Genomic DNA, 21,678 nt, shown 5'->3' with positions numbered 1-21,678 from the left:
CCGCCGGCACGGACCCCAGCCCCGACGGTCCGTGCCGGCCGGCCAACGGCACCTACCTCGCAAGCCACAACGACGGCGGGGGCCCACCATCGGTGAGCCCCCGCCGTCGTACTTTTTGTCGAAAATCAGCGCGAACGCTGGCGCAGCCGCTGGATGTCCAGGATGACTACCGCGCGCGCTTCCAAGCGCAGCCAGCCGCGCTGGACGAACTCGGCCAGCGCCTTGTTGACGGTTTCGCGGGAGGCGCCAACCAGCTGGGCCAGCTCTTCCTGCGTCAGTTCGTGTGCCACCAGGATGCCGTCCGTTGCGGGGCGGCCGAAGCGGTCGGCCAGGTCGAGCAGGGCCTTGGCCACGCGGCCCGGAACGTCGGAGAAGACCAGGTCGGCCAGCGAGTCGTTGGTGCGGCGGAGGCGGCGGGCCAAAGCCTGCAGCAGCTGCGCCGACACCTCTGGGCGGGTCTCCAGCAGGCCGCGCAGGTTCTCGTTCTTCAGCCCGGCGAGGCGGGTCTCGGAGACGGCGGTCGCGGAGGTGCTGCGCGGGCTCGGGTCGAAGAGGGCCATCTCACCGAAGAGCTCGCCCGGACCGAGGATGGCCACCAGGTTCTCGCGGCCGTCGGCAGCGGTGCGGCCCAGCTTGATCTTGCCGGAGACGATGAAGTAGAGCTGGTCGCCCTGGTCACCTTCGCGGAACACCGATGCGCCGCGGGACAGGTCGACCTCGGTCAGCTCGTCGGTCAGCGCGGCGAAAACGTCGTCGTCAAGAGTGGCAAAAAGAGGTGCGCGGCGAAGGATCTCTACGTCCATGAATTCTCCAAGTTAGTACTGTTCGGCTGGGGTTCAAGCTGCTCTCCCGTGGGGGCACTGTTTTCCATTTTGCCGTATGTAAAGCCCGTGTGACATCTTCCACAAGGCTTTTCGCTCCCAGAGGAGGAAAGCGCCGGCATCGAGCACCGGCAAGGGCTGCCGGAGGTGACAACCCGCAACGGCGGTTAATAATTCCCGCGGGCGAACCGCCTAGACTAATGCACATCCCACCGCAACGGAGAATGAGTGATTTTCGGCCTGACCATCCTGGACGTTGTCCTGCTGCTGATCCTCTTGGCGTACCTGGTCTCAGGTCTGCGCAAGGGGTTCCTGCTCACCCTCGGCGGCATCGCCGGCATCGCCTTGGGAGCGGTGGCAGCCTTCTTCGCCATCCCCCTGGTCAGTGAGTGGGTTCCCGACAGCGCCTGGCGGCTGACCGCAGCCATTGCCGTGGCCATCTTGCTTGTGGTGCTGGGGCACGCCCTGGGGACGGGTATCGGCGCGGCCATCCGGCGCCGGATGGACTTCCCGCCGCTGCGGCCGCTGGACCGGCTGCTGGGCGGCGTGATGAACCTTGCCGTGACCGCGCTGGTGATCTCCATGCTGGCGTTCAGCCTGGGCACCATGGGCGTGCCGTTCATCTCGCAGCAGATTGCCGCGTCCAAGGTGATCGCCTCGATCGAAAACCTCACCCCGGATCCGGTGAAGGCATGGGCGGCGCAGGTGCGCTCGATCGTTGTGGCGGACGGCATCCCGCTGGTCCTCGACCCGCGCGTGCCGCAGGAGTCGGCGCCGGTTCCCGATGCCAGCACCGATACCGCTGCCCTGAACGAGGCGGCGGCCTCCGTGCTGCGGATCGCGGGGACGGCCTTCCAATGCGGGCAGAACCAGACCGGGTCCGGCTTCGCGGTGGCCCCGGACCGCGTGCTGACCAACGCTCACGTGGTGGCCGGCGTCAACGAACCGGTGGTGGAGGTTGCCGACGGCCGGGTGCTGCCCGGCCGGGTGGTGTTCTTCGACCCGGTGCGCGACCTGGCCGTCCTGGCCGTGGACGGGTTGGACGTGCGGCCGCTGCCGCTGGGGGGCGAACTGTCCGAAGGCGACCTGGCGGCGTTCCAGGGTTACCCGGCCGGCGGTCCCTTCCAGAGCAAGCCGGCCACCGTGCAGGGCCGTTCGCAGGTGCTGGTGCAGAACATTTACGGCGCGGACCCGTCGTCGCTCGAGGTTTACACGCTGGCGGCGAACGTACAGCAGGGCAACTCCGGCGGACCGTTGCTGGATGCGGACGGAAACGTGGCCGGCGTGGTATTCGCCAAATCCACGGAAAACGTGCCGGTGGGCTACGCCCTGACCCTGGCGGAGGTCCAGCCGGTCGTCGACGAAGCCCTCGGCTATCAGGAGACGATCTCCGCCGGCCAATGCGTGACCCGCTAGCGGCTCTCCTGCGGTAGCCACTCCAGGAACTGGCCGTGCGGACCGCTGACTGCCACGGGGCGCCCGTTGTGCGAGAGCAGGAAGCGGCCCCGGCGGGTCCGGTCGTCCAGGCCGGGAATGCCGGAGTCATCATCCGGCACCGGCATCACCCCGGGGCCTTCGTGCGCGAGCCAGTGCACGCCCCGCTCACGGATGAGCCCCTCCACCAGGGTGCGGAACCGACGACGGTCCTCTTCGGGCAGGTAGGCCAGCACTGCCGAATGGAAGACGACGACGGCGGCATCCCCGGGTGCCTGGGCCACCAGTGCCGGCAGCTGCTCGATCAGGTCGCCGGCCACCAGCCGGACCGGTGTGCGGCGGGCAACCTCGATGGCCTGGTGCAGACGACGGACGCGGAACTCCTGGCCCGGCCAGATCAGGGCCTCGAGCCAGGCGACATCGTCGGGATCGTTAATCTCCAACGGATTCAGATCGATTCCGGCGCGCCAGCAGATTTCGGGCAGCGACTCGGGCAGCGGCGGACGGCCGGAGGTGGAGCATTCCAGCAGCGGAGGCTGCGCTTCACGGCCGGCGGACGCGGCTTGCGCCCCCGACGCGGCTGACGCGGCTTCCGCGGTGCCCGGCCCGGCCCCGGCCGACGCCGTTTCCCCGGCTTCCGCCCCCGTCCCAGCCACGGCGGCAGGCGAGGACCGTGGCGCGAGGACCGCCCCGCCGTCGTACTGGTAGCGGTACAGGTCCGGATAGAGCAGCAGCCCCGCCGAGGCGCCCACCTCGATCAGCGCCAGCGGCTTGGCTTCGGAGGCGGCGATGGCCGCCAGGGACGGCAGGAAGACGGCGCAGCGGCCGGGTTCATTGGTCTGCGTGGTGCGCGCCAGTGCCACGTCCCGGACCGAGTCCCACCGCGACAGCAGGAAGTCGCGGAAGCCCGCGTACTCCGTGGCGCCGGCGCCAAGCGAGCGGGCCGCCGCCAGGATCAGGTTGGGCTGGCGCTTCGACGCGGGCAGGGCGTCGATCAGCGCCAGGACCTCGGGATCGTCGCTGATGCCCAGGGTCCATTCGACGTACACCGGGGACTGGCCTTCGGCCTCGTGCAGGCCGAAGTTCCGGTACCAGCCGGCGGTGTCCCCTCGCTGTCCACCCATCGCGCCGTGCCGCCCTCTACAGGGCCTCGGTCAGGTATTCGACCGCCAGCCGGTAGCCGGTGATGCCCGCTCCGGCGATGACGGCGTCCGCGACGCCGGAGATGTAGGAGTGGTGGCGGAACTCTTCACGCCGGTGGATGTTGGTGATGTGCACTTCGACCACGGGGAGGGCCACGCCGGAAAGGGCGTCGCGCAGTGCCACGGACGTGTGGCTGTAGCCGCCGGGATTAATGATGATCGCATCGGCCGTGCCACGGGCGGCGTGGACCGCGTCGATCAGCTCCCCTTCATGATTGGACTGCACGCACTCCGCGGTCCAGCCGCGGGCGGCCGCGGCGTCGGTGGCGAGCCGCTCGACGTCGGCCAGCGTGGCGGTGCCGTAGACGTCCGGCTCGCGCGTGCCCAGCAGGTTCAGGTTGGGGCCGTTGAGGATCAGGACGCGGCGGGTGCCGGGGATGTCTGCAGTCATGCCTTTTACTATGCCTCAATCGCGTCCCGGTGGAGCTGACCTGTTGCAGGCGGGGCGCCTCTCCGCGCGGCGTGAAGGCCGCGGCCCGCCCGCCGCCAGGGGCAGCGGGCGGGCCCGGCATTCAGTTGGCTGTCCGGCTCGCCTGGCCGTCAGGCCTTCAGGGAGGTTGCGATCTGCTGCATGACGGTGTTGTCGGCCAGGGTGGTGGCGTCGCCGACCTCGCGTCCTTCGGCCACGTCCTTGAGCAGGCGGCGCATGATCTTGCCGGAGCGGGTCTTGGGCAGTTCCGGCACCACCAGGATGGTGCGCGGCTTGGCGATGGGGCCGATTTCCTTGCCGACGTGCGCGCGGAGGGTGGCGACGATGTCCTCGTGTGAGCCGTGCTGCGTGGCTGCTTCGCCGCGCAGGATGACGAACGCGACCACTGCCTCGCCGGTCGTTTCGTCCTTGGCGCCGACGACGGCGGCCTCCGCGACGGCGGGATGGGAGACCAGCGCCGACTCGATTTCGGTGGTGGAGAGGCGGTGGCCGGAGACGTTCATGACGTCGTCGACCCGGCCGAGCAGCCAGATGTCGCCGTTCTCGTCCTTCTTGGCGCCGTCGCCGGCGAAGTACATGTTCTCGAACCGGGACCAGTAGGTTTCCTTGAACCGTTCCGGGTCGCCCCAAATGCCGCGCAGCATGGCCGGCCAGGGCTCGCGGATCACCAGATAGCCGCCGTGGCCGTCCGGGACGGAGTCGCCGAGTTCGTCCACGACGTCGACGGCGATGCCCGGGATCGCGACCTGTGCGGAGCCGGGTTTGGCGGCGGTGATCCCGGGCAGCGGGGCGATCATGTGCGCACCGGTTTCGGTCTGCCACCAGGTGTCCACGATCGGTGCGTTGTCGCCGCCGATCACCCGCCGGTACCACATCCAGGCCTCCGGGTTGATGGGTTCGCCGACCGAACCGAGCACCCGGATGGAGGACAGGTCGTACTTGGCCGGGATCTCCTCGCCCCACTTCATCATGGTGCGGATCGCCGTCGGGGCGGTGTAGAGGATGGAGACCTTGTACTTTTCCACGATCTCCCACCAGCGGCCCTGGTGCGGGGAATCGGGGGTGCCCTCGTACATCACCTGGGTGGCGCCGTTGATCAGCGGCGCGTAGGTGACGTAGGAGTGGCCGGTGACCCAGCCGATGTCCGCGGTGCACCAGAACACGTCCGTCTCCGGCTTCAGGTCGAACACCACCTTGTGCGTGTAGGCGCACTGCGTTAGGTAGCCGCCGGTGGTGTGCAGGATGCCCTTGGGCTTCCCGGTCGTGCCGGAGGTGTAGAGGATGAACAGCGGGTGCTCTGCGTCGTGCGGCACCGGCGTATGCTCGGCGGACGCCGTCTCCACCGTGTCCGCCCACCACACATCGCGCCCCTGCTGCCAGTCCACCGGCTCGCCGTTGCGCTTGACCACCACCACGTTGGTCACCGTGTGTCCGGGGGCCGAGAGGGCCTCGTCCACGGCGGGCTTCAGCGGCGACGGCTTGCCGCGGCGCCAGGTGCCGTCGGCGGTGACCACGAGTTTGGCCTCGGCGTCGTCGACGCGGGAGCGCAGCGCGTCGGCGGAGAAACCGCCGAATACCACCGAGTGCACCGCACCGATCCGGGCGCAGGCCAGCATGGTGATCACGGCCTCGGGGATCATCGGCAGGTAGACGGCGACCCGGTCGCCCTTGGCTACGCCCAGGGACTCGAACGCGTTGGCGGCCTTCTTCACCTCCTCGGTCAGCTGGGCGTAGGTGTACGTGCGGGTGTCGCCGGGCTCGCCTTCGAAGTGGATCGCCACCCGGTCGCCCAGCCCGTTCTCCACATGCCGGTCCAGCGCGTTGTACGCCGCGTTCAGCTCGCCGCCGACGAACCACTTGGCAAACGGTGCGTCCGACCAGTCCAGCGCCTGGCTGAAGTCCGTGTCCCACGAGAGGACCTCGCGGGCCTGCTTGGCCCAAAATGCGGGGCGGTCCGCCTCTGCGTCCGCGTAAACGTCCTGTTTGGCTACGGCCGCGGCGGCGAATTCAGCGCTTGGCGCAAATCTACGGTTCTCGTGGAGCAGGTTTTCCAGGGCGTCGCCGGTGGCGGCGGTCGACTGCGTTGCGTTGGCTTCAGACATGTGGGGGCCCCTTCGTCGTGCTGGGTCATTGGCGTGCCCCCGGCTTCGCCGGGCGCACCTGCTGCTGCCAGCCTAATCCTTTGCGCGCCGGCAGCGGTGTTGAGCGTCACACTGCACGATGTAAATGGAGGTGAATCTGCGGTGAACGGCACCCGGTGCCGCCGTCGCCCGCGGGAATCCGGCTAGTGAAGGGTGGGTTCCTTGACTACGCTGAGACCAGTGCCAGAAGGTTGCACGGCGGCCCAAGCCCGCGGTGCAACCGTAACGACCCACGGCGGGCCCGGCCCGCGCTGCAACCGTAACGACCGGAGGATCGAAGATGTCCCAGAGCTCCCAGACTCACGGCACGGCAGGAACTGCGGTGGCCGGCCCGTTCACCGCGCGAGACATGGTGGTGGGCGCCGGCATCGTCCTGCTTTTCCTCTCGTCGGTGATGCCCCTGCAAGTTCTCCAGGGCATCGGCGTGAACCTATGGAATTCGGGCGGCCTGTTCCAGCTGGGGCTGGGCATCCTGCTTCCGGCGGTGGTTCTGGTCCTGTTTGTCGTGCGGCGGCTGGCCCCGCAGACGCCGCTGCGGGTGGGCTCTTTGTCGGTCGACCAATTCGCCTCGGTGGTCGCTTCGCTGGCTTTGGCGTTCTACTTCCTCACCATCGTCACCGTCTTCAGCGTTAGCGGAGTCATCGGATTCATCGGCGCGGTGGTGCTCTTTGCGGGAACCGTTTGCGCGCGCTGGATTCCGCAGCTTGCCGTCGATTTCGCCGGCCGTCCCGAGGCAGTCGCCCACCCCGTGGCGCGCGACGCTGTCCCGGCCGCACCCCGGCCGAAGCAACCCAAGCCGGCCGCCGGGCAGCCCGGCGCGAACCAGCCGGGGGCCGGACAACCGGCCGCCCACGGCGGAGCCGCCGGCAAGGGTGCGGCCAGGGCAGGTGGCGTCCGGATTGACGAGGCGGCGCCGGAAACGCGGGGTGCAGGTGTCCCTGCCGGTTCCGCAGCCCATACCCCGTCCGGTACACATCACACCGGAGCGCATCAACCGTCTACCGGGCAGTTCGCTGCACCCTCCGGTAAGGGAGCGGCCGGGGTGGCAGGCGCCGCCGCGGCCGCCCACGCCATGAACCCGCCGGAACACGGCACCGGCACCGCGACGATCACGTCGGGACGGGACACCGACGCCAGCCCGATCAGCACGCAGCGGGCCGAGAACCTTGAACCGGACGATTCCCTGTCGCCGGGGGCGGCAGACGGTGAGGCCGTCGGCATCCCCGTGACCGCCGATGCGAGCGGATCCGCAACTGCGCGCGCCGCCGCGTCCTCGGCGAGCGGCGTGGCCACGGACGTCGGCTACTCCGCCGGAACGGTGGTGGGCGGATCTGCCGCGTCCGCCGGCGGCCGGCAGTCCCGGGAGCCTGCCACAACGGGCCGCACCGGAACCGCGGATCTTGCCGGCCGCACAGGCGAGCACGGCGCAGCCGAACGGCAGGACGAGTCGGCCGTTCCCGCCGGCGGGCCCGTCGGCGGTGCAGCCGCCGAGCCGACCGCCGGTGCACCGACGGCCGGTGCGGCCGTCGGCGGTGCAGCCGCCAAGCCGACCGGGGCCGGAGCCAGTGCCACACCCGCTGCCGCCGACCAGACGGCGACAGCAGCCACCACGGCCATGCCGGCGGTCGGGGAGAAGGCCGCCGCCCGCGCCGTCGCCGACGCTGCCTCGGCGTCTGCTCCGATCAGCGCCACCAGGGAGCACTACGAGGACGAGGAAGCCGAAGGGGAATACGAGGCCTTTTGGTTCGCCGTCGGGCGCACCCGCCCGGTGCTGGACGAGAACACCGGCCAGGTCATGTTCACGGTGGAGCCGGGGTCGTGGATCCTGGCGCTGCAGGACCGCGGCGACGAATTCCTGGTGCAGCATACGGACGGCCGGGTGGGCGTTTTGAGGGACCTGACGAACATTGAGCGTGCCTGACCGGGCGCCGGCCACCCGCCGGCGCAAGACCGAAGAGTCCCTGCTGGCGCGCAAGCGCCGCGCCCGCCGGATCAACAAAGAGCTCGCCGAACACTACCCGTATGCGGTGGCGGAACTGGATTTCTCCAATCCCTTCGAGCTGCTGGTGGCGACCATCCTCTCCGCGCAGACCACCGACGTCCGGGTCAACATGACCACTCCGGTGCTCTTCGAGCGCTACCCGGACGCCCGCGCGCTCGCAGCAGCCGATGAGGCCGAACTGCAGGAGCTGATCAAGCCCACGGGTTTCTTCCGGGCCAAGTCCCAGAGCCTGCTGAAGATGGCCAACCAGATCGTCGACGAGTTCGACGGCGAGGTCCCGGGAAACCTGGACGACCTGGTTAAGCTCGCCGGGGTCGGCCGAAAGACGGCCAATGTGGTGCTGGGCAATGCCTTTGGCATCCCGGGGATCACGGTGGACACGCATTTCCTCAGGTTGTCCCGCCGCTTCGGCTGGACCGAATCGACCGACGCGGTCAAGGTGGAATTCGATGTTGCGGAGCTGTTCGAGCCCAAGGACTGGACCATGCTCTCGCACCGTGTTGTCTTCCACGGCCGGCGGGTGTGCCACGCCCGCAAGCCGGCATGCGGCGCCTGCCCCGTCGCCCAATGGTGCCCCTCCTACGGCGAGGGAGAGGTGGACCCGGACAAGGCGCGGAAACTGCTGAAGTACGAACTCGCGCCGGGACGTGAAGAACTGCTGGCCCGGATGATGGCCGGGGAGACGAGGCGGGAGCTTCGCGCGGCGGGCTTCCCGCTGGGAGCCTGACGATGAGCGCCAAGCAGGACCTGCAGCGGCTGGTGGAGGTGCCGATGGATCAGCGGCTCTCCGTCCGCGGCCGGGAGCGCTGGTACGACGTCGCCCTTGACCAGGGGACGGCCCGCCCGGCCGCGGTGCTCCTGCTCTTCGGCGCCCTGGACGACGCACCGGCCCACTTCCACGATTCGGCCGTCCCGGATGACCTTGACCTGCTCTTCGTGGAACGCGCCGCGGGCCTCTCCTCGCATCCCGGGCAGGTGGCGTTTCCGGGCGGCCGCATCGACGCCGACGACGACGGGCCCGCCGCCGCCGCGGTCCGCGAAGCGGTCGAGGAGACCGGCCTGGACGCGGCCGGCGTCGAAGTCCTGGGTGTCTTGCCGGACATCCCTTTGTCGGTCAGCAACTTTTTGGTGACGCCGGTCCTGGCCTGGTGGGCCGCTCCCTCGCCGGTCGACGTCGTCGACTTTGCCGAGTCGTCGCAGGTCTTCCGTGTGCCGGTCGCCGACCTGCTGGATCCGGCCAACCGGCGCATGTCGGTGCTCCGCCGCGGCGGCCAGGTCTTCCGCAGCCCCGCGTTCCTGGTCCACGGAGTGGTGGTCTGGGGCTTTACCGCCATTGTGCTTAGTCATCTTTTTGACGACCTGGGGTGGTCGTTGGACTGGGACAGGTCGCGCGAAATCCCGGCACCGATCGCTCCGCGCCCTGCGGCCGGCTGACGCCAGGTCCGCGGCCTGCAGTCTGCGCCCCGCGGCCGGTTGACGGTTGCCCGGTCCCTGCAGCCTGCGCCCCGCGCCCCGCGGCCGGCTGGCGGTCATGGCCTGGCCGGGGGCCAATCTGGCTGGGGGAGCGCGCTGCCTTACTTGGCTTCGGCGTAGGAATCGACCACTGCCACACTGACCGGGAAGGCCACAGGGATGCGGCCGAAGACCAGGCGGGTGGCGGCAGCGGCGGATTCCTCCACCAGCCGGCAGGCCAGTTCAGCACGGTCCTCGCGGACGTGCAGCATGACCTCGTCGTGGAGGAAGAACACCATTTCCCCCACGAAGGTTCCTTCGGCCGCGCAGGCGCGCAGCCGCCGTCGTAATTCCGCCAGCCAGCACAACGCCCATTCAGCGGCCGTCGACTGCACCACAAAGTTGCGCGTGAAGCGGCCGCGGCTGCGGGCGAGGGTATCGGCCCGTCGCTGCTCTTCGGCTGTGGCGGTCCGTTGGGAGGCCAGCCAGCGTTCCGACGGCGGAGGGCAGCTGCGGCCCAGGTAGCTGCTGACCACCTGCCCCGCCTCGCCGGCCCGGGCCGCGCTCTCGACCACCGCGATGGCCTGCGGATACGTCCGGGTGAGCTGGGGCATCAGCCGGCCGGACTCGCCGGTGGTCGCACCGTACATGGCCCCGAGCATCGCGATCTTCGCCTTGGCACGGTCGCCAGCGAATCCGGCGTCGGCAATGCCCTGATAGAGATCCTTGCCGCGGCCGGCCGCTGCCAGGGCCTCGTCCTGCGCCAGCACCGCCAGCACCCGGGGTTCCAGCTGGGCTGCGTCCGCGACGATGAGCTTGTGGCCGGGATCAGGGCGGACGGCGTCCCGGATCTGGCCGGGTATCTGCAGGGCCCCGCCGCCGCGTGAGGCCCATCGCCCGGTGACCACGCCGCCCACCACGTACTCGGGCCGGAAGCGGCCGTCCCGGACCCAGGCGTCCAGCCACGCCCAGCCATTGGCAGTGAACAGGCGGGCGAGCTTGCGGTATTGCAGCAGCGGCTCGATCGCCGGATGGGCATGCTGCTTCAATTCCCAGGAGCTGGTGGTTTTGACCTCGATGCCGGCCCGGTGCAGGGCGCGGATGAGCTGCTGCTGGGAGTCGGGGTTGAACGCGGGATTGGCCAGCTCCTGTCCGAGCCTGACGGCGAGCTCCTCCAGCTTGTCCGGCCGCTGGCCTTCCCGCGGGCGTTCACCCAGTTGGTCCGTCAGGATGCCCAGGTGCACGTCCTCGCGCCACGGCACGCCGGCGTGCTCCATCTCGGTGGCGATCAGGGCGCCGGCCGACTCGGCCGCCAGCAGCAGTTGCAGCCGGCCGCGGTGGACCGACGCGGCCACGGCCGCCAACTGGTCCTGCAGCTCGGCCACGAGGTCCTCCAGCTCCGTGCCGCCGGGCTGTGGTTCGTCAAAAAGGGTGAACTGGTCCGGGGACTGCTGCGGCGGCTGCAGCTGACGGGGCAGCTCTTCGTCCTGATGCGTGGCCGGCGCCTCCCGCAGCGCCCGGATATACCCGGTGTCCGGGGCGTGGACCGACAGCGCCAGGATGTTGCGGGCGAGCGTGAGATCGTGGCTGCGGTCCACGCCGGTGCCGGCGGCCAGCAGCGGCTGGTACGCGGCGCGCGTGGCTTCGAAGACCCAGCGGGGTCCCTCGCCATCTAGGCTCCGGACCGTCGAGGCGAGTCGTCCCTGAGGCACGACGACGGGCGGCCCGGAGGGGGTGCCGTGCGCGTCGGTGCGCTGCAGGTAAGCGACGGGTTCTGTGCCCTCCGGCACGGAAATGTTCCGCGCGGCGGAGGCCAGGACCATATACACACCTCAATTCTGCACCGACCGGTCCTCCACACGCTCCAAGCCGTCCCTCACGGTCCACATCAGGAGTTGCCGTGGCGGGCGCGGGCCGGGAGCTCAGCGAAGATCAGGGCATGCCAAGTCAGCACACTGCCGCCGCGCGGTCCCGCTGGAAACCCGCGGAAGCGACGGACGTCGTCCTCGTCGGCGGCACCGACCGGCTGCGGGATGAAGTGGCCAGGATCGCGGCGGCGGCCGGGCTGGCACTTCGCCCCGACGGATTGCCGGGGACCCCGAATGCCGCTCGTGGAGCCGCCCCGATGCTTCTGGGCACCGCCGGGCATCACCGGGTGCAGCGGAGCGGCGGGGACATCATCGTGGTCGGATTCATCGACGAAGCACCGGCCCTGTGGGATCTGGCGGCCTCCACGGGCGCCGGCGGGGTGGCGGTGTTGCCCGAGGGCGCGGTGTGGTTGGCGGAATACCTGAGCCGGACCTGGCGGCGTGAAACGGCGGGGAAGGTGGTTGTCGTGCACGGGGCCAGCGGTGGAGTAGGCGCTTCTGCCCTGGCGGCCTGGCTGGCCGCGGAGGCTGCCCGGTCGGAAACGGCCACGGTCTTGGTGGACGACGACCCGCTCGGCGGAGGGCTCTCGGCGGCTTTGGGCGCCGCCGACGTCCCGGGCCTGGCCTGGCCGGATCTGGCGGCGGTGCAGGGAACGGTGAACCCGGTCCAACTGGCGGCGTCCTTGCCGGCGACCGGCGGATTCTCCCTGCTCTCTTGGCCGGGGACAGGGGACCCCGCCCTGCACGGCGCCCCGCAGGACGAGGTGGCGGCGGAGATCATGACGGCCGCGGCAGGTGCTTTTGGCCTGGTGGTTGTCGACGCCGGACGGCTGAGAAGACCGCCCCAGACCGGGCCGCCGGCTCACGACACTGTGCTGCTGGCCAGGACTGACAGTCGCTCCCTGCGGGCCGCGGCGGCAGCGGCGGCAGCGGCCGAAACCGGAACGAACCTGCACCTGGTGGTCCGGGGACCGTTGCCGGCGGGAGCCGACGAACAGCTGATCGCCGACGAGCTGGGGCTGCCCTTGGCCGGCTACGTGCCGCACCTGCGCGCGGTCCCGGCGGCACAGCGGGGCGGGCGCCTGCTGGATCTGGCCTCGAACAGGCGGATCCGCGCGATGTGCGCCGGCCTGCTGGAGCGCCTGAACCCCGCACCGGGGCAGGGCAACAGGTCATGAACGGGGCGGGACGCAGGCGGGCTGCCCCGGCAGCGGCCCCCGGCATCGGTCTGGAGCCCTTCCGCCGGGCGCTGCTCTCCGATCCATCGCCGGTGACGGGAGCCCGACTGGCAGCAGCCGTTCAGTCGAGCGGCCGTTTGCTGGGAACGGCCGGTACGTTGCAGGCGGTGGACTCACTGGCCGCCGACTTGCGCGGACTGGGGCCGCTGCAACCGCTGGCGGACGCGGGGGCCACGGACATCCTGGTGAATGGCGCGCAGGACATCTGGACCGACGGCGAACGCGGTCTGGTCCGTGCCTCCGTCGCTTTTGCCAACGACGCCGAGGTCCGGGCGCTGGCCGTACGCCTGGTCGCAGCCGGCGGGCGCAGGCTCGACGACGGGAACCCGTGCGCGGATGTGCGCTTGGCGGGTTACCGAATCCATGCCGTGCTGCCACCGGTTTCGACCGGCGGGACGCTGCTCTCGATCCGGCTCCATCGTCGGCGCCGCTTCACGCTCGCGGAACTGCTCATCGCCGCGCCGCAGTGGCAGCCCTATCTCGAAGCCATCGTCGGGCAGCGCCTGAACTTCCTGATTTGCGGAGCCACCGGGTCAGGCAAGACGACCTTGCTTTCGGCGATGTTGGGGATCGCCGGTCCTCAGGAACGGATGGTCTTGGTCGAGGATGCCGCCGAACTGGACCCGGACCATCCGCATGTGGTGGGCCTGCAGAGCCGGACCAGCAACGTCGAGGGCACCGGGTCGATCGGCATGGCGAAGCTGGTTCGGCAGGCCCTGCGGATGAGGCCGGACCGGCTGGTGGTCGGAGAGTGCCGCGGAGCGGAGGTCCGCGAGTTCCTCGCGGCGATGAACACCGGCCACGCCGGAGCCGGCGGCACCATCCACGCGAACTCCGCCGCGGCGGTCCCGGCCAGGCTGGCAGCCATGGGCGCGCTCGCCGGGATGAGCGCCGAAGCGGTCGTACTTCAGGCGGCGAGCGCACTGGACCTGGTGATCTCGATGCACCGGACCGGGGAAGGGCGCTGCGTGCGGGAGATCTGCCTGCTGCAGCGCGATCCCTCCGGTGGCTTGCAGACCATTCCGGCGCTGGCCGCCGACGGAGCCGGCATCAGGCACTCGCCTGGAGCGGACGAACTCCACGAACGGTTGTTCCCATGACAGGCCTCGCGGTCTTCCTGCTGACTGCGGCCGCCTGCCTGCTGCTGTTGCCGAAGCGCGGATCCTGGTCAGCCGAGGTGCGCCGTGGCTTCGGCCGGGCGTCGGCCGGCAGCGGGACGAGGCGGCGGTCCGACGTCGCCGAATTGGACCAGTTGCCCCTCTTCGTGCGGCAGCTCGCGGCGCTGTTGAATGCCGGGCGCACGCCGGCCCAGCTCTGGCCGGACATGCTCTCGGTCTACGCGGCGGCGGGACCGCCCGACCGGTCCACTCCGGGTGCACGGCGGCGGGACGGAACGGGGCTGGCGCCAGGTGCGGCAGCGCGGGAAGCCGGGCTGTTGCTGCCGACCCTTGAGGCCGCAGCACAGGCCGCGGACCTGGGCCTGGGAATTGGGCCGGTTCTGCGCAGGCAGGGGCCGGGTGACGGGCGGCGGGTACGCCCCGAGGCCGCCGCCGTGCAACGGATGTGGCATGATCTGGCTTCCTGCTGGGAGGTTTCCGAGAGGACCGGGGCACCACTGTCATTGCTGCTGGAGAATTATGCGCGGCACCTGCAGCATCGGCTTGATGCCAGGGCTGCCCGGAGAACCGCGCTGGCGGGACCGAAGACCACCGCGGCCCTGCTCGGGTGGCTGCCGCTGCTGGGACTTGGGCTCGGCGCCGCGATGGGTGCCGACCCGGTCGCCACGCTGCTGCTGTCACCGACGGGGTGGCCGGTCCTGGTCGCCGGGGCGGCGCTCATGGTCGGCGCACGCCTCTGGTCCCGGCAACTCGTGCGCCATGCTGCCGGACGGGAGGGCCTGTGATCCCGGTGCTGACCGGTGTATTGCTCTTTGCTGCTGCCTGGCTGCTGAATCCGGGACTGGTCGGCGCCCGCCGCGTCCCCGCGAAGCGGCCGATGGTTTCAGGCGGAACCCGGAAGGGTGGCGGCAGGGACGAAGCGGCCGACGATCCGGCCCTGCATTTGGACTTGTTGGGCGCGATGCTGGCAGCGGGACTGCCCTTGCCCCACGCCGTGGCCGCCCTCGCCGCCACCAGCCGGGGAACGACGAAGGCGGGTTTGGACCAGGTTGCCTCGGCGCTGTTGCTGGGCGTGGACTGGCAGGAGGCCTGGGCGCTCGCCGAGCCCGGTTCCGGACTCGACGTGTTGCGTGATTCATTGCGCTTCGGTGCCGCAACGGGTGCGCCCTCGGCGGCGGTGCTCTTTGCCCAAGCCGACCAGCTGCGGCGGCGCGGGCACCAGGAGGACCAGCAGCGCGCGGCCGCACTCGGCACCCGGCTTGTACTCCCGCTGGGGCTGTGCGCCCTTCCCGCCTTCATCGCGCTGGGCGTCGTGCCGGTGCTCGTCGCCCTCGTGCCCAAGCTGTAAGCACTCCTCCACAGTGCAGGCCGCACCCCAGATTGTGCACCGGGACCAAGCCGGGGGTGCCGGCTTCTGGCCCGGTCGGGGAAGCTCGAATAACCGCAATCCGGCGGTCACATCCAGGAGGAAAAACATGTTGTCACTGGCCGAAATCCGGGACCGCACGCCACGTGCGCTGCCGCCGAACCCCGCAGCTAAACTACCCGGGGACAAGGCGGCGCAAGCGTTCGCGACGGCGCAACTACCCGGGGAGACGGTGGCGCAACCACCCGCACCGGCTCAACCGCCCGCGCCGGCTCAGCCGACCAGGAAGGCGGCGGCTCAACCGCTTGGGGACGCAGCGGAACAACCACCTGCCGCGCATGACGGCCCCGGCCTTCTTGCGCAGGTTATTGACTTCCCTGCGGGCCGTCGGGACGGGCACGCCAGGAGAAACTGGCGGCACCTGACCGGCTCTGAAGCCGGAATGGCTACCGCCGAGTACGCCATCGCCACGCTTGCCGCGGTAGCGTTCGCCGGTCTCTTGGTCCTGATCCTGCGAAGCGGCGAAGTCCGCGGCATGCTCACGGACCTGGTGGAGCTGGCGCTGAGGGCGGTCTGACCGATGTCTGTGTGCCGAGCCGCCCGCTTCCGCGCCAGCAGGTATGCCCCGGCCGCCCACGGCCCTGGCGAGCGCGGCAGCGTCACGGCCGAGTTCGCCGTTGTCCTGCCCTCCGTCGTCGTCGTGCTGGCTTTCCTGCTGGCCGGTGCGGCCGCCGGAGCAGCACAGCTGAATGTGGAGAAGGCCGCACAGGCCGCGGTTCGGCAGCTTGGCCGCGGCGAGTCGGAGACGGCAGCCGCCCACACGGTCCGCTCCATCGCCGGGGACGGCGCCACGTTGGCGTCCGGCAGCGGCGGCGGTTGGGTTACGGTCCATGTCACGGCACAGGTATCTGGTCCATGGCCCGGTTTTGGGCGCTGGACGCTGGAGGCCCGGGCCACCGGCCCCGCCGAGCCGATCGGTGGACCGGTGGATCCGTCAGGCGCAGGAGATGGGGCCAGGTAGCCGGCGGCCGGCGGCCGGTGCCGCGCCGCCCGGTACCGGTGCCGGCGTCGGTTTCGGCGCACCCGGACCGGACGGCACGGACCACGGCGCCGGAACGGTGCTGTCGGTGGGGCTGGTGCTCATGCTCTGCCTGATGCTTGCGGTGGTCGTCATGGTGATGCAGGCGGGCTTGGCATCGGCGCGGGCAGGGAAGGCGGCCGACTTGGCTGCCTTGGCCGGCGCCGATGCTGCCCGCGGCCTGCTGGACGGCGAACCATGCACCCTGGCGGCGGACGTGGCGCGTAAGCAGGATGCCGAGCTGTTGGCGTGCCGCCGCTCCGGACCCGGCGGTGTGGTGGTGGATGTCCGGACGCGGACCCGGTTGCCTGACCTGCTGGGGTGGCTTGACGGACAGTGGACGCATGCCGAGGGTCTGGCCCGCGCGGGGCCACCGCCGGGCCGGTGAGCCGCACCTGGCCAATCAACCGCGTGCGGTGCCCCGCTGTTACGCGACGGCCGTCTGGTGCCTGTCGGCAGGGGCAGGGCCGGCTTCGGAAAGCAGAGCCTCGATCAGCGTGACCGCCCCCGACTTGTCCAAGGGATTGTTCTTGTTGCCGCATTTGGGGGACTGCACACAGGACGGGCAGCCCGTTTCGCACTCGCAGGACCGGATGGCGTCCCGGGTGGCCGCCAGCCAGATCCTGGCCGCCTCGAAGCCCCGCTCGGCGAAGCCCGCACCGCCGGGATGCCCGTCGTAGACGAAGATGGTCGGCTTGCCCGTATCGGCATGCAGTGCTGTCGATACCCCGCCGATGTCCCACCGGTCGCTGGAGGCCACCAGCGGGAGCAGCCCGATGCCGGCATGTTCGGCCGCATGCAGAGCACCGGGCACACGGGCCGCGACCAATCCCGCGGAGGTCAGTTGCTGCTCGCCGATGGTGAACCAGACGGCCTTGGTGAACAGTTCCCTGGCACCAAGATCCAGCGGCTCTTCGCCCAGGATTTCGTTGGAGATGAAGGCCTTGCGCTGGAAGGAGACGACTTTGGTGGTGACCTTCACATCGCCGAAGCAGGCCTGGACCTCGCCCCACTGCTCGGTCCGCTGCGCGCCGAGCACTTCGATCTGCGTGACGTCGCGGGCCTGGGTGTAGTAGTCCGGATTGGCCCGGGTCACCATCGCGCAGTGGTCCTGCTCGTTGAGTTCATCCACGACGTACGTCGTGCCCTGGTGCACGTACACGGCGCCGCTATGGGCCTGATAGTGGGACTGCGGGGAGTCCATGGTCCCGAGCAGCGTCCCGGATTCCGATTCGACAATACTGATCGGCCCACCGCCGTCGGCCCGCAGATTCACCATGGCCGCCGCGCTTTCCGGGTGGGTCCAGTACCAGCCGGCCGGCCGGCGCCGGAGATAGCCGTCGGCCGTCAGCTGGTCGAGCAGGCCGGGAGCCGCGGCGCCGAACAGCCCGATGTCCGCGGGTGTCAACGGAAGCTCCTGGGCGGCGGCGCACAGGTGCGGCCCCAGGACATAGGGGTTCGACGGGTCGAAAACGGTCGCCTCGACGGAGACGTCGAAGACGGCCTCGGGGTGGTGCACCAGATACGTGTCCAGCGGATCGTCGCTGGCCACGAAGGCAGCCAGCGCGTCTTGCCCGGACCGGCCGGCGCGGCCGATTTGCTGGAACAACGAGGCGCGGGTGCCCGGCCAGCCCGCGACCAGGACGGCGTCCAGCCCGGAAATGTCGATGCCCAGCTCAAGCGCCGAGGTGCTCGAGACGCCCAGCAGCTGCCCCGACCTGAGCTTGCCTTCCAGCTCGCGGCGCTCCTCCGGCAGGTAGCCGGAGCGGTAGGCAGCCACCCGCCCCGGTAGCGAGGGATGGACGTCGTCCAACAGCCGTTTGGTGATGGAGGAAATCGTCTCGGCACCCCGGCGGGACTTGATGAAGGCGATCGTACGCACCTGTGCCGCCACGAGATTGGCCAGCATGTCGGAGGCTTCGGCAACCACCGTGCGCCGTTCCTTGGCGCCGTTCTCGCCCTTAAGCTCGGTGAGCTGGGGTTCCCAGAACGCTACCGTCGTGGAGCCGTGTGGCGAGCAGTCTTCGGTCACGGCCTCTGTTTCCGCGCCGATCAGCCGACCGAAGGACGTTGCGGGGTCCGCGGAGGTGGCAGAAGCGCCGATGAACACCGGGTCCGCGCCGTAGCTGGCGCAGACACGGCGCAATCGCCGCACGAGATTGGCAACATTCGAGCCGAAGACGCCGCGGTAACTGTGTGCCTCGTCAATGATCACGAAGCGCAGCCGGCGGAAGAACCGTGCCCACCAGGCATGATTGGGCAGGATGCCGAAGTGCAGCATGTCCGGATTGGCCAGCACGAAGTTGGCGTGGTCCCGGATCCAGCGGCGGGCACCCGGGTCGGTGTCGCCGTCGTAGGTTTCCGCCCGCACGGTGGGCAGCTTCAGCGCCTTGATGGCCGCCAGCTGGTCGGCCGCCAACGCCTTGGTCGGGGCCAGGTACAGGGCGACGGCGCCGCTCGGCTCGAGGCTGACGGTGTCTGCCAGTGCCGTCCGGTGGATGGCGTCCAGGGCCGGCACCTGGTAGGCCAGCGACTTTCCCGAGGCGGTTCCCGTGGCAATGATCGTATGGCGGCCCTGATGGGCGCCCTCGGCGGCGCGGACCTGATGGCGCCACGGCTCGTGCACCCCGAGCGCGGCATAGGCGGCACGGATATCATCGTGGACCCACTCCGGCCACGGCTCCGCGACGGCCTCCCGGGCAGGGAGCTCGCGGACATGCACCAGTTGCTCAGGCTCCGGACCGGAGCCGAGCAGCGGAATCAGGGAATCGTGCAGGGCCACCCGAACATTGTGTCACCACACCGGAGCGCGGCGGGCAGCCCCGCAACACGGCAGCTGCGGGCCGTGCGGGCCAGCTGCACGGGTGAGCAAGGCAGCAGGGGTGTGCCGGGCTGCATGGGTGGGCAGGCAGCACCGGTGTGCCAGGCAGCAGGCGGTCAGCCCTCCGCGGCGGGCTTGAGGATCATCACATCACAGACCGTGTCCCAGCCCAGGTGCCGGTAGAGCATCTGGCCGTCGTGCGAGGCGATCAGCAGCCCGGTGTCCACCATGTGCTCCAGCACGGAGGCGATCAGCGCGCGCATCACGTGCGTGGCCAGCCCGCGCCGGCGGTAGTTAATGTCCGTTTCGATGTGGTCGAAGACCGCGAAATTGTCGACGGCGGCGGCGACGCCGTGGGCGGCCTCGTTTCCTTCATGCACCACCCGGACCCGGTGCACGTTCCCGTGCTTCTCGACCTCGGTCTTGTAATCGGCGTCGCGGTACCACGGGGCCTCGGTGTCCTGGCCGGACATGTCGGTGACCATCAACGACTGCGCGTTGTGGTGCACCCGCAGCCCATGCTGCGGCGCCAACTGATGGATCCGCTGCGCGTCGCGCGTCAGCACGGTGAAGATCCGTCCCGGTGACTTGGTGGTGTCGCGGGCCACGGCGGCGAATTCCTCGTCGCCCGGTTCGAACGCGAAGTACTCCCAGTCCCCGGTCTTGTCCGCCAGCAACACGGCCGGGTGTCCGTCGACCTCTTCGGCGGAGTAGCCGCGGCAGGCCGACCAGCCGGCGACCCAGGCGGCAAGGACGTCGTCGGGGACGTCAGTCGTATATTCGTGACCCATAGCAGGACTGTACCGAACAGCGGGCGCGGGCGGCATGCCTAATCGATGACAACCCTGTCACAATCCCTGATTACCGGCCACCGCGTAACCTTGATGCGTGGCTTTGAACCGAATTGTGCTTTATTACGCTTTCACCCCGTTGCCGGACCCGGACGCCGTCCGGCTCTGGCAACGCGCGCTGTGCGAGAAACTCGGCCTGCGCGGCCGAATCCTGATCTCCAGGGACGGCATTAACGGCACCGTGGGCGGAGAGCTGAACGCGGTGAAGCAGTACGTGAAAACCACACGCGAATACCCTGCCTTCCGCAACCTCGACGTGAAGTGGTCCGAGGGTGGGGCGGAAGACTTCCCGCGGCTGAGCGTCAAGGTCCGGGACGAGATCGTATCCTTCGGTGCTCCGGGGGAGCTCACAGTGGACCAGGGCGGTGTGGTCGGCGGCGGGACGCACCTGCGCCCGGAGGAACTGCACCAGCTCATCGACGCGAAAAAGGCCGCGGGCGAAGACGTGGTTTTCTTCGACGGCCGCAACGCCTTCGAAGCGCAGATCGGCAAGTTCAAAGACGCCATCGTGCCGGACGTGGCCACCACCCACGACTTCATCAAGGAACTGGACTCGGGCAAGTACGACGATCTTAAGGACAAGCCCGTGGTGACGTATTGCACCGGCGGCATCCGCTGCGAGGTGCTCTCGTCTCTGATGGTCAACCGTGGCTTCCAAGAGGTCTACCAGCTCGACGGCGGAATTGTCCGCTACGGCGAAACCTTCGGCGACGCCGGGCTATGGGAAGGATCGCTCTACGTCTTCGATCAGCGCATGCACCTGGAGTTCACGCCGGACGCCAAGACCATCGGGGAATGCGTCCGCTGCCAGGCGCCGACCAACAAGTTCGAGAACTGCTCCAACCCGGACTGCCGCCAGCTGACGTTGTACTGTTCCGCGTGCGCAGCGGATCCGCAGACCCTGCGCTGCCCGGACGGCTGCCCGGAGCCTGCCGCCGCCTGACTGCCGCCGCTGGCTGCCGCTGCTGACTGGCGCCGGCTGACTCCCGTTGTCTCGCCCCTGCGGCTTCCGCGCCGTCCGGTCCCGGGCAGGGGAGCGTCCCGGAGCTGTTTGTGACGTCGCGGGGCTGCCCACCGACGTCAGGTCCCGCGGCTGGTCAGGCGTTCGCGGTCTCCGGCCACAGGCCCGCGGTGGCATCCTGCGGTTCGGTGTCCTCGGCCTCGGTCTTGAACACGCTCATGCCCCGCGCCTGGTAGTTGGCCACGGCCGCCGGCCCGTCCAGCGAACAAGTATGCACCCAGACGCGCCGCACCGGGGGAAACCCGTTCCAGCGCCCGTGCAACTGCCAAGCCTGCCGGATGCCTTCGGCCAGCAGGGCGCCGCCGAGGCCGCGGCCGATCGCCTCGGGGAACAGGCCGAAGTACATGATTTCGACCTCGGTACCCGTCCCGCCGGGTCGGCCCAAGAGTTCCACGTAGCCCGCCGGGGCGCCGGCGGTGTACAGCACCCAGGTTTCCGCCCCGGGGGCACGCACCGCCTGTTCCCATTCGCTGCGCGTGAGCACCAGCCGGTCAGCCCAGTTCCAGCCGCTGCCCACACTGCGGTAGAGGAACTTGCTGAACTCGGGGCTGATCTGCCGCACCAGCACCACGGCGGCATCATCCGGCAGCGGGCGCGAGCCCGGCACCAGCTGGGCCGGATCGGTCTGTTCAAGGTAGGTGGTGGTGACGAGCATGAGGTCATTTTAACCATCACGGCAGCGCCGCGGACGCCTGGGCAGCGGCGACCGGCGGCCACTCAGGTGCCGTCGCACCCTCGGCCCCCGGGCAGGTCCGGGGCGTGCCCGTACTCCCACCGCCACTTGGTTCGGCAAGGTCCAAGGTAGTCATACCCCCGCCACCACCTCGGCCCCGGG

At 69.9% G+C, this 21,678-nt stretch carries 20 protein-coding genes; 12 read left to right on the top strand and 8 right to left on the bottom strand.

The window, feature by feature from the left end:
* Positions 1–125 precede the first annotated feature (125 nt).
* Positions 126–803 (bottom strand): Crp/Fnr family transcriptional regulator, encoded by a 678-nt coding sequence (locus AC5RVZ_RS06095; protein WP_493966729.1) that lies wholly within the window; start codon positions 801–803, stop codon positions 126–128.
* A 249-nt stretch (positions 804–1,052) separates the two neighbouring features.
* Between AC5RVZ_RS06095 and AC5RVZ_RS06090 the strand changes: the two genes are divergently transcribed.
* Entirely contained in the window at positions 1,053–2,237 is a 1,185-nt protein-coding gene (locus AC5RVZ_RS06090) for a MarP family serine protease (protein ID WP_494065501.1), read from the top strand.
* Here the strand turns inward: AC5RVZ_RS06090 and AC5RVZ_RS06085 are convergent.
* From AC5RVZ_RS06085 to acs, 3 genes are all read right to left on the bottom strand, one after another.
* Positions 2,234–3,379 (bottom strand): DUF2332 domain-containing protein, encoded by a 1,146-nt coding sequence (locus tag AC5RVZ_RS06085; protein WP_494064894.1) that lies wholly within the window; start codon positions 3,377–3,379, stop codon positions 2,234–2,236. The two genes, AC5RVZ_RS06090 and AC5RVZ_RS06085, sit on opposite strands and share 4 nt — an antisense overlap.
* A gap of 16 nt (positions 3,380–3,395) precedes the next feature.
* Positions 3,396–3,848, bottom strand: a complete 453-nt coding sequence (gene aroQ / locus AC5RVZ_RS06080; protein ID WP_494064893.1) for a type II 3-dehydroquinate dehydratase — start codon at positions 3,846–3,848, stop codon at positions 3,396–3,398.
* Positions 3,849–3,997: 149 nt separating this feature from the next.
* Entirely contained in the window at positions 3,998–5,989 is a 1,992-nt protein-coding gene (gene acs, locus AC5RVZ_RS06075; protein WP_494064892.1) for an acetate--CoA ligase, read from the bottom strand.
* A 319-nt stretch (positions 5,990–6,308) separates the two neighbouring features.
* Here acs and AC5RVZ_RS06070 point away from each other — a divergent pair, with 319 nt between their 5' ends.
* The 3 genes from AC5RVZ_RS06070 to AC5RVZ_RS06060 are packed head-to-tail and all read left to right on the top strand — an operon-like array spanning position 6,309 to position 9,464.
* Positions 6,309–7,949 carry a hypothetical protein gene (locus AC5RVZ_RS06070; RefSeq protein ID WP_494064891.1) on the top strand — a complete coding sequence of 547 codons (1,641 nt, stop codon included), beginning with the start codon at positions 6,309–6,311 and terminating at the stop codon, positions 7,947–7,949.
* Positions 7,942–8,757, top strand: a complete 816-nt coding sequence (nth, locus tag AC5RVZ_RS06065; RefSeq protein ID WP_494064890.1) for an endonuclease III — start codon at positions 7,942–7,944, stop codon at positions 8,755–8,757. Before AC5RVZ_RS06070 ends, nth begins: the two co-directional genes overlap by 8 nt.
* A gap of 2 nt (positions 8,758–8,759) precedes the next feature.
* Positions 8,760–9,464 carry an NUDIX hydrolase gene (locus AC5RVZ_RS06060; RefSeq protein ID WP_494064889.1) on the top strand — a complete coding sequence of 235 codons (705 nt, stop codon included), beginning with the start codon at positions 8,760–8,762 and terminating at the stop codon, positions 9,462–9,464.
* A gap of 140 nt (positions 9,465–9,604) precedes the next feature.
* On the opposite strand, the gene AC5RVZ_RS06055 is transcribed toward AC5RVZ_RS06060, so the two are convergent.
* Positions 9,605–11,305: a bifunctional 3'-5' exonuclease/DNA polymerase gene (locus AC5RVZ_RS06055; protein ID WP_494065500.1), complete on the bottom strand. Its 1,701-nt coding sequence runs from the start codon at positions 11,303–11,305 to the stop codon at positions 9,605–9,607.
* Positions 11,306–11,421: 116 nt separating this feature from the next.
* Here AC5RVZ_RS06055 and ssd point away from each other — a divergent pair, with 116 nt between their 5' ends.
* From ssd to AC5RVZ_RS06020, 7 genes are all read left to right on the top strand, one after another.
* Entirely contained in the window at positions 11,422–12,528 is a 1,107-nt protein-coding gene (gene ssd / locus AC5RVZ_RS06050) for a septum site-determining protein Ssd (protein ID WP_494064888.1), read from the top strand.
* Positions 12,525–13,688, top strand: coding sequence for a TadA family conjugal transfer-associated ATPase (locus AC5RVZ_RS06045; protein WP_494064887.1), 1,164 nt, complete (start codon positions 12,525–12,527; stop codon positions 13,686–13,688). The genes ssd and AC5RVZ_RS06045 overlap by 4 nt, the downstream gene beginning before the upstream one ends.
* Entirely contained in the window at positions 13,685–14,491 is an 807-nt protein-coding gene (locus tag AC5RVZ_RS06040; RefSeq protein ID WP_494064886.1) for a hypothetical protein, read from the top strand. The genes AC5RVZ_RS06045 and AC5RVZ_RS06040 overlap by 4 nt, the downstream gene beginning before the upstream one ends.
* On the top strand, positions 14,488–15,054 hold the full coding sequence (locus AC5RVZ_RS06035) for a type II secretion system F family protein (RefSeq protein ID WP_494064885.1): 567 nt from the start codon (positions 14,488–14,490) through the stop codon (positions 15,052–15,054). Before AC5RVZ_RS06040 ends, AC5RVZ_RS06035 begins: the two co-directional genes overlap by 4 nt.
* Before the next feature lie 460 nt (positions 15,055–15,514).
* Entirely contained in the window at positions 15,515–15,649 is a 135-nt protein-coding gene (locus AC5RVZ_RS06030; RefSeq protein WP_494049469.1) for a DUF4244 domain-containing protein, read from the top strand.
* Between the two features lie 3 nt (positions 15,650–15,652).
* Positions 15,653–16,093, top strand: a complete 441-nt coding sequence (locus AC5RVZ_RS06025; RefSeq protein WP_494064884.1) for a TadE family type IV pilus minor pilin — start codon at positions 15,653–15,655, stop codon at positions 16,091–16,093.
* Positions 16,080–16,538, top strand: a complete 459-nt coding sequence (locus AC5RVZ_RS06020; protein WP_494064883.1) for an Rv3654c family TadE-like protein — start codon at positions 16,080–16,082, stop codon at positions 16,536–16,538. Before AC5RVZ_RS06025 ends, AC5RVZ_RS06020 begins: the two co-directional genes overlap by 14 nt.
* A 39-nt stretch (positions 16,539–16,577) precedes the next feature.
* Here AC5RVZ_RS06020 and AC5RVZ_RS06015 read toward each other — a convergent pair whose 3' ends face one another.
* Positions 16,578–18,932, bottom strand: coding sequence for a DEAD/DEAH box helicase (locus AC5RVZ_RS06015; protein WP_494064882.1), 2,355 nt, complete (start codon positions 18,930–18,932; stop codon positions 16,578–16,580).
* A gap of 155 nt (positions 18,933–19,087) precedes the next feature.
* A complete protein-coding gene (locus tag AC5RVZ_RS06010) occupies positions 19,088–19,762 on the bottom strand; it encodes a GNAT family N-acetyltransferase (protein WP_494064881.1) in 675 nt (224 codons plus the stop codon).
* Between the two features lie 97 nt (positions 19,763–19,859).
* Here AC5RVZ_RS06010 and trhO point away from each other — a divergent pair, with 97 nt between their 5' ends.
* Entirely contained in the window at positions 19,860–20,765 is a 906-nt protein-coding gene (gene trhO, locus AC5RVZ_RS06005) for an oxygen-dependent tRNA uridine(34) hydroxylase TrhO (protein ID WP_494064880.1), read from the top strand.
* Positions 20,766–20,919: 154 nt separating this feature from the next.
* On the opposite strand, the gene AC5RVZ_RS06000 is transcribed toward trhO, so the two are convergent.
* Positions 20,920–21,498 (bottom strand): GNAT family N-acetyltransferase, encoded by a 579-nt coding sequence (locus tag AC5RVZ_RS06000; RefSeq protein ID WP_494064879.1) that lies wholly within the window; start codon positions 21,496–21,498, stop codon positions 20,920–20,922.
* Positions 21,499–21,678 lie beyond the last annotated feature (180 nt).

This window comes from Arthrobacter sp. Cza30, from assembly GCF_059090765.1.
This window is presented reverse-complemented; position numbering and strand designations above follow the sequence as displayed.

Bases quoted from the DNA above. Each gene is read 5' to 3' on its own strand.
- aroQ (WP_494064893.1), bottom strand. From the start codon at position 3,848: ATGACTGCAGACATCCCCGGCACCCGCCGCGTCCTGATCCTCAACGGC.
- AC5RVZ_RS06085 (WP_494064894.1), bottom strand. From the start codon at position 3,379: ATGGGTGGACAGCGAGGGGACACCGCCGGCTGGTACCGGAACTTCGGC.
- acs (WP_494064892.1), bottom strand. From the start codon at position 5,989: ATGTCTGAAGCCAACGCAACGCAGTCGACCGCCGCCACCGGCGACGCC.
- AC5RVZ_RS06095 (WP_493966729.1), bottom strand. From the start codon at position 803: ATGGACGTAGAGATCCTTCGCCGCGCACCTCTTTTTGCCACTCTTGAC.
- AC5RVZ_RS06030 (WP_494049469.1), top strand. From the start codon at position 15,515: ATGGCTACCGCCGAGTACGCCATCGCCACGCTTGCCGCGGTAGCGTTC.
- AC5RVZ_RS06040 (WP_494064886.1), top strand. From the start codon at position 13,685: ATGACAGGCCTCGCGGTCTTCCTGCTGACTGCGGCCGCCTGCCTGCTG.
- AC5RVZ_RS06010 (WP_494064881.1), bottom strand. From the start codon at position 19,762: ATGGGTCACGAATATACGACTGACGTCCCCGACGACGTCCTTGCCGCC.
- ssd (WP_494064888.1), top strand. From the start codon at position 11,422: ATGCCAAGTCAGCACACTGCCGCCGCGCGGTCCCGCTGGAAACCCGCG.
- AC5RVZ_RS06000 (WP_494064879.1), bottom strand. From the start codon at position 21,498: ATGCTCGTCACCACCACCTACCTTGAACAGACCGATCCGGCCCAGCTG.
- AC5RVZ_RS06060 (WP_494064889.1), top strand. From the start codon at position 8,760: ATGAGCGCCAAGCAGGACCTGCAGCGGCTGGTGGAGGTGCCGATGGAT.
- AC5RVZ_RS06045 (WP_494064887.1), top strand. From the start codon at position 12,525: ATGAACGGGGCGGGACGCAGGCGGGCTGCCCCGGCAGCGGCCCCCGGC.
- AC5RVZ_RS06020 (WP_494064883.1), top strand. From the start codon at position 16,080: ATGGGGCCAGGTAGCCGGCGGCCGGCGGCCGGTGCCGCGCCGCCCGGT.
- AC5RVZ_RS06070 (WP_494064891.1), top strand. From the start codon at position 6,309: ATGTCCCAGAGCTCCCAGACTCACGGCACGGCAGGAACTGCGGTGGCC.
- AC5RVZ_RS06055 (WP_494065500.1), bottom strand. From the start codon at position 11,305: ATGGTCCTGGCCTCCGCCGCGCGGAACATTTCCGTGCCGGAGGGCACA.
- AC5RVZ_RS06025 (WP_494064884.1), top strand. From the start codon at position 15,653: ATGTCTGTGTGCCGAGCCGCCCGCTTCCGCGCCAGCAGGTATGCCCCG.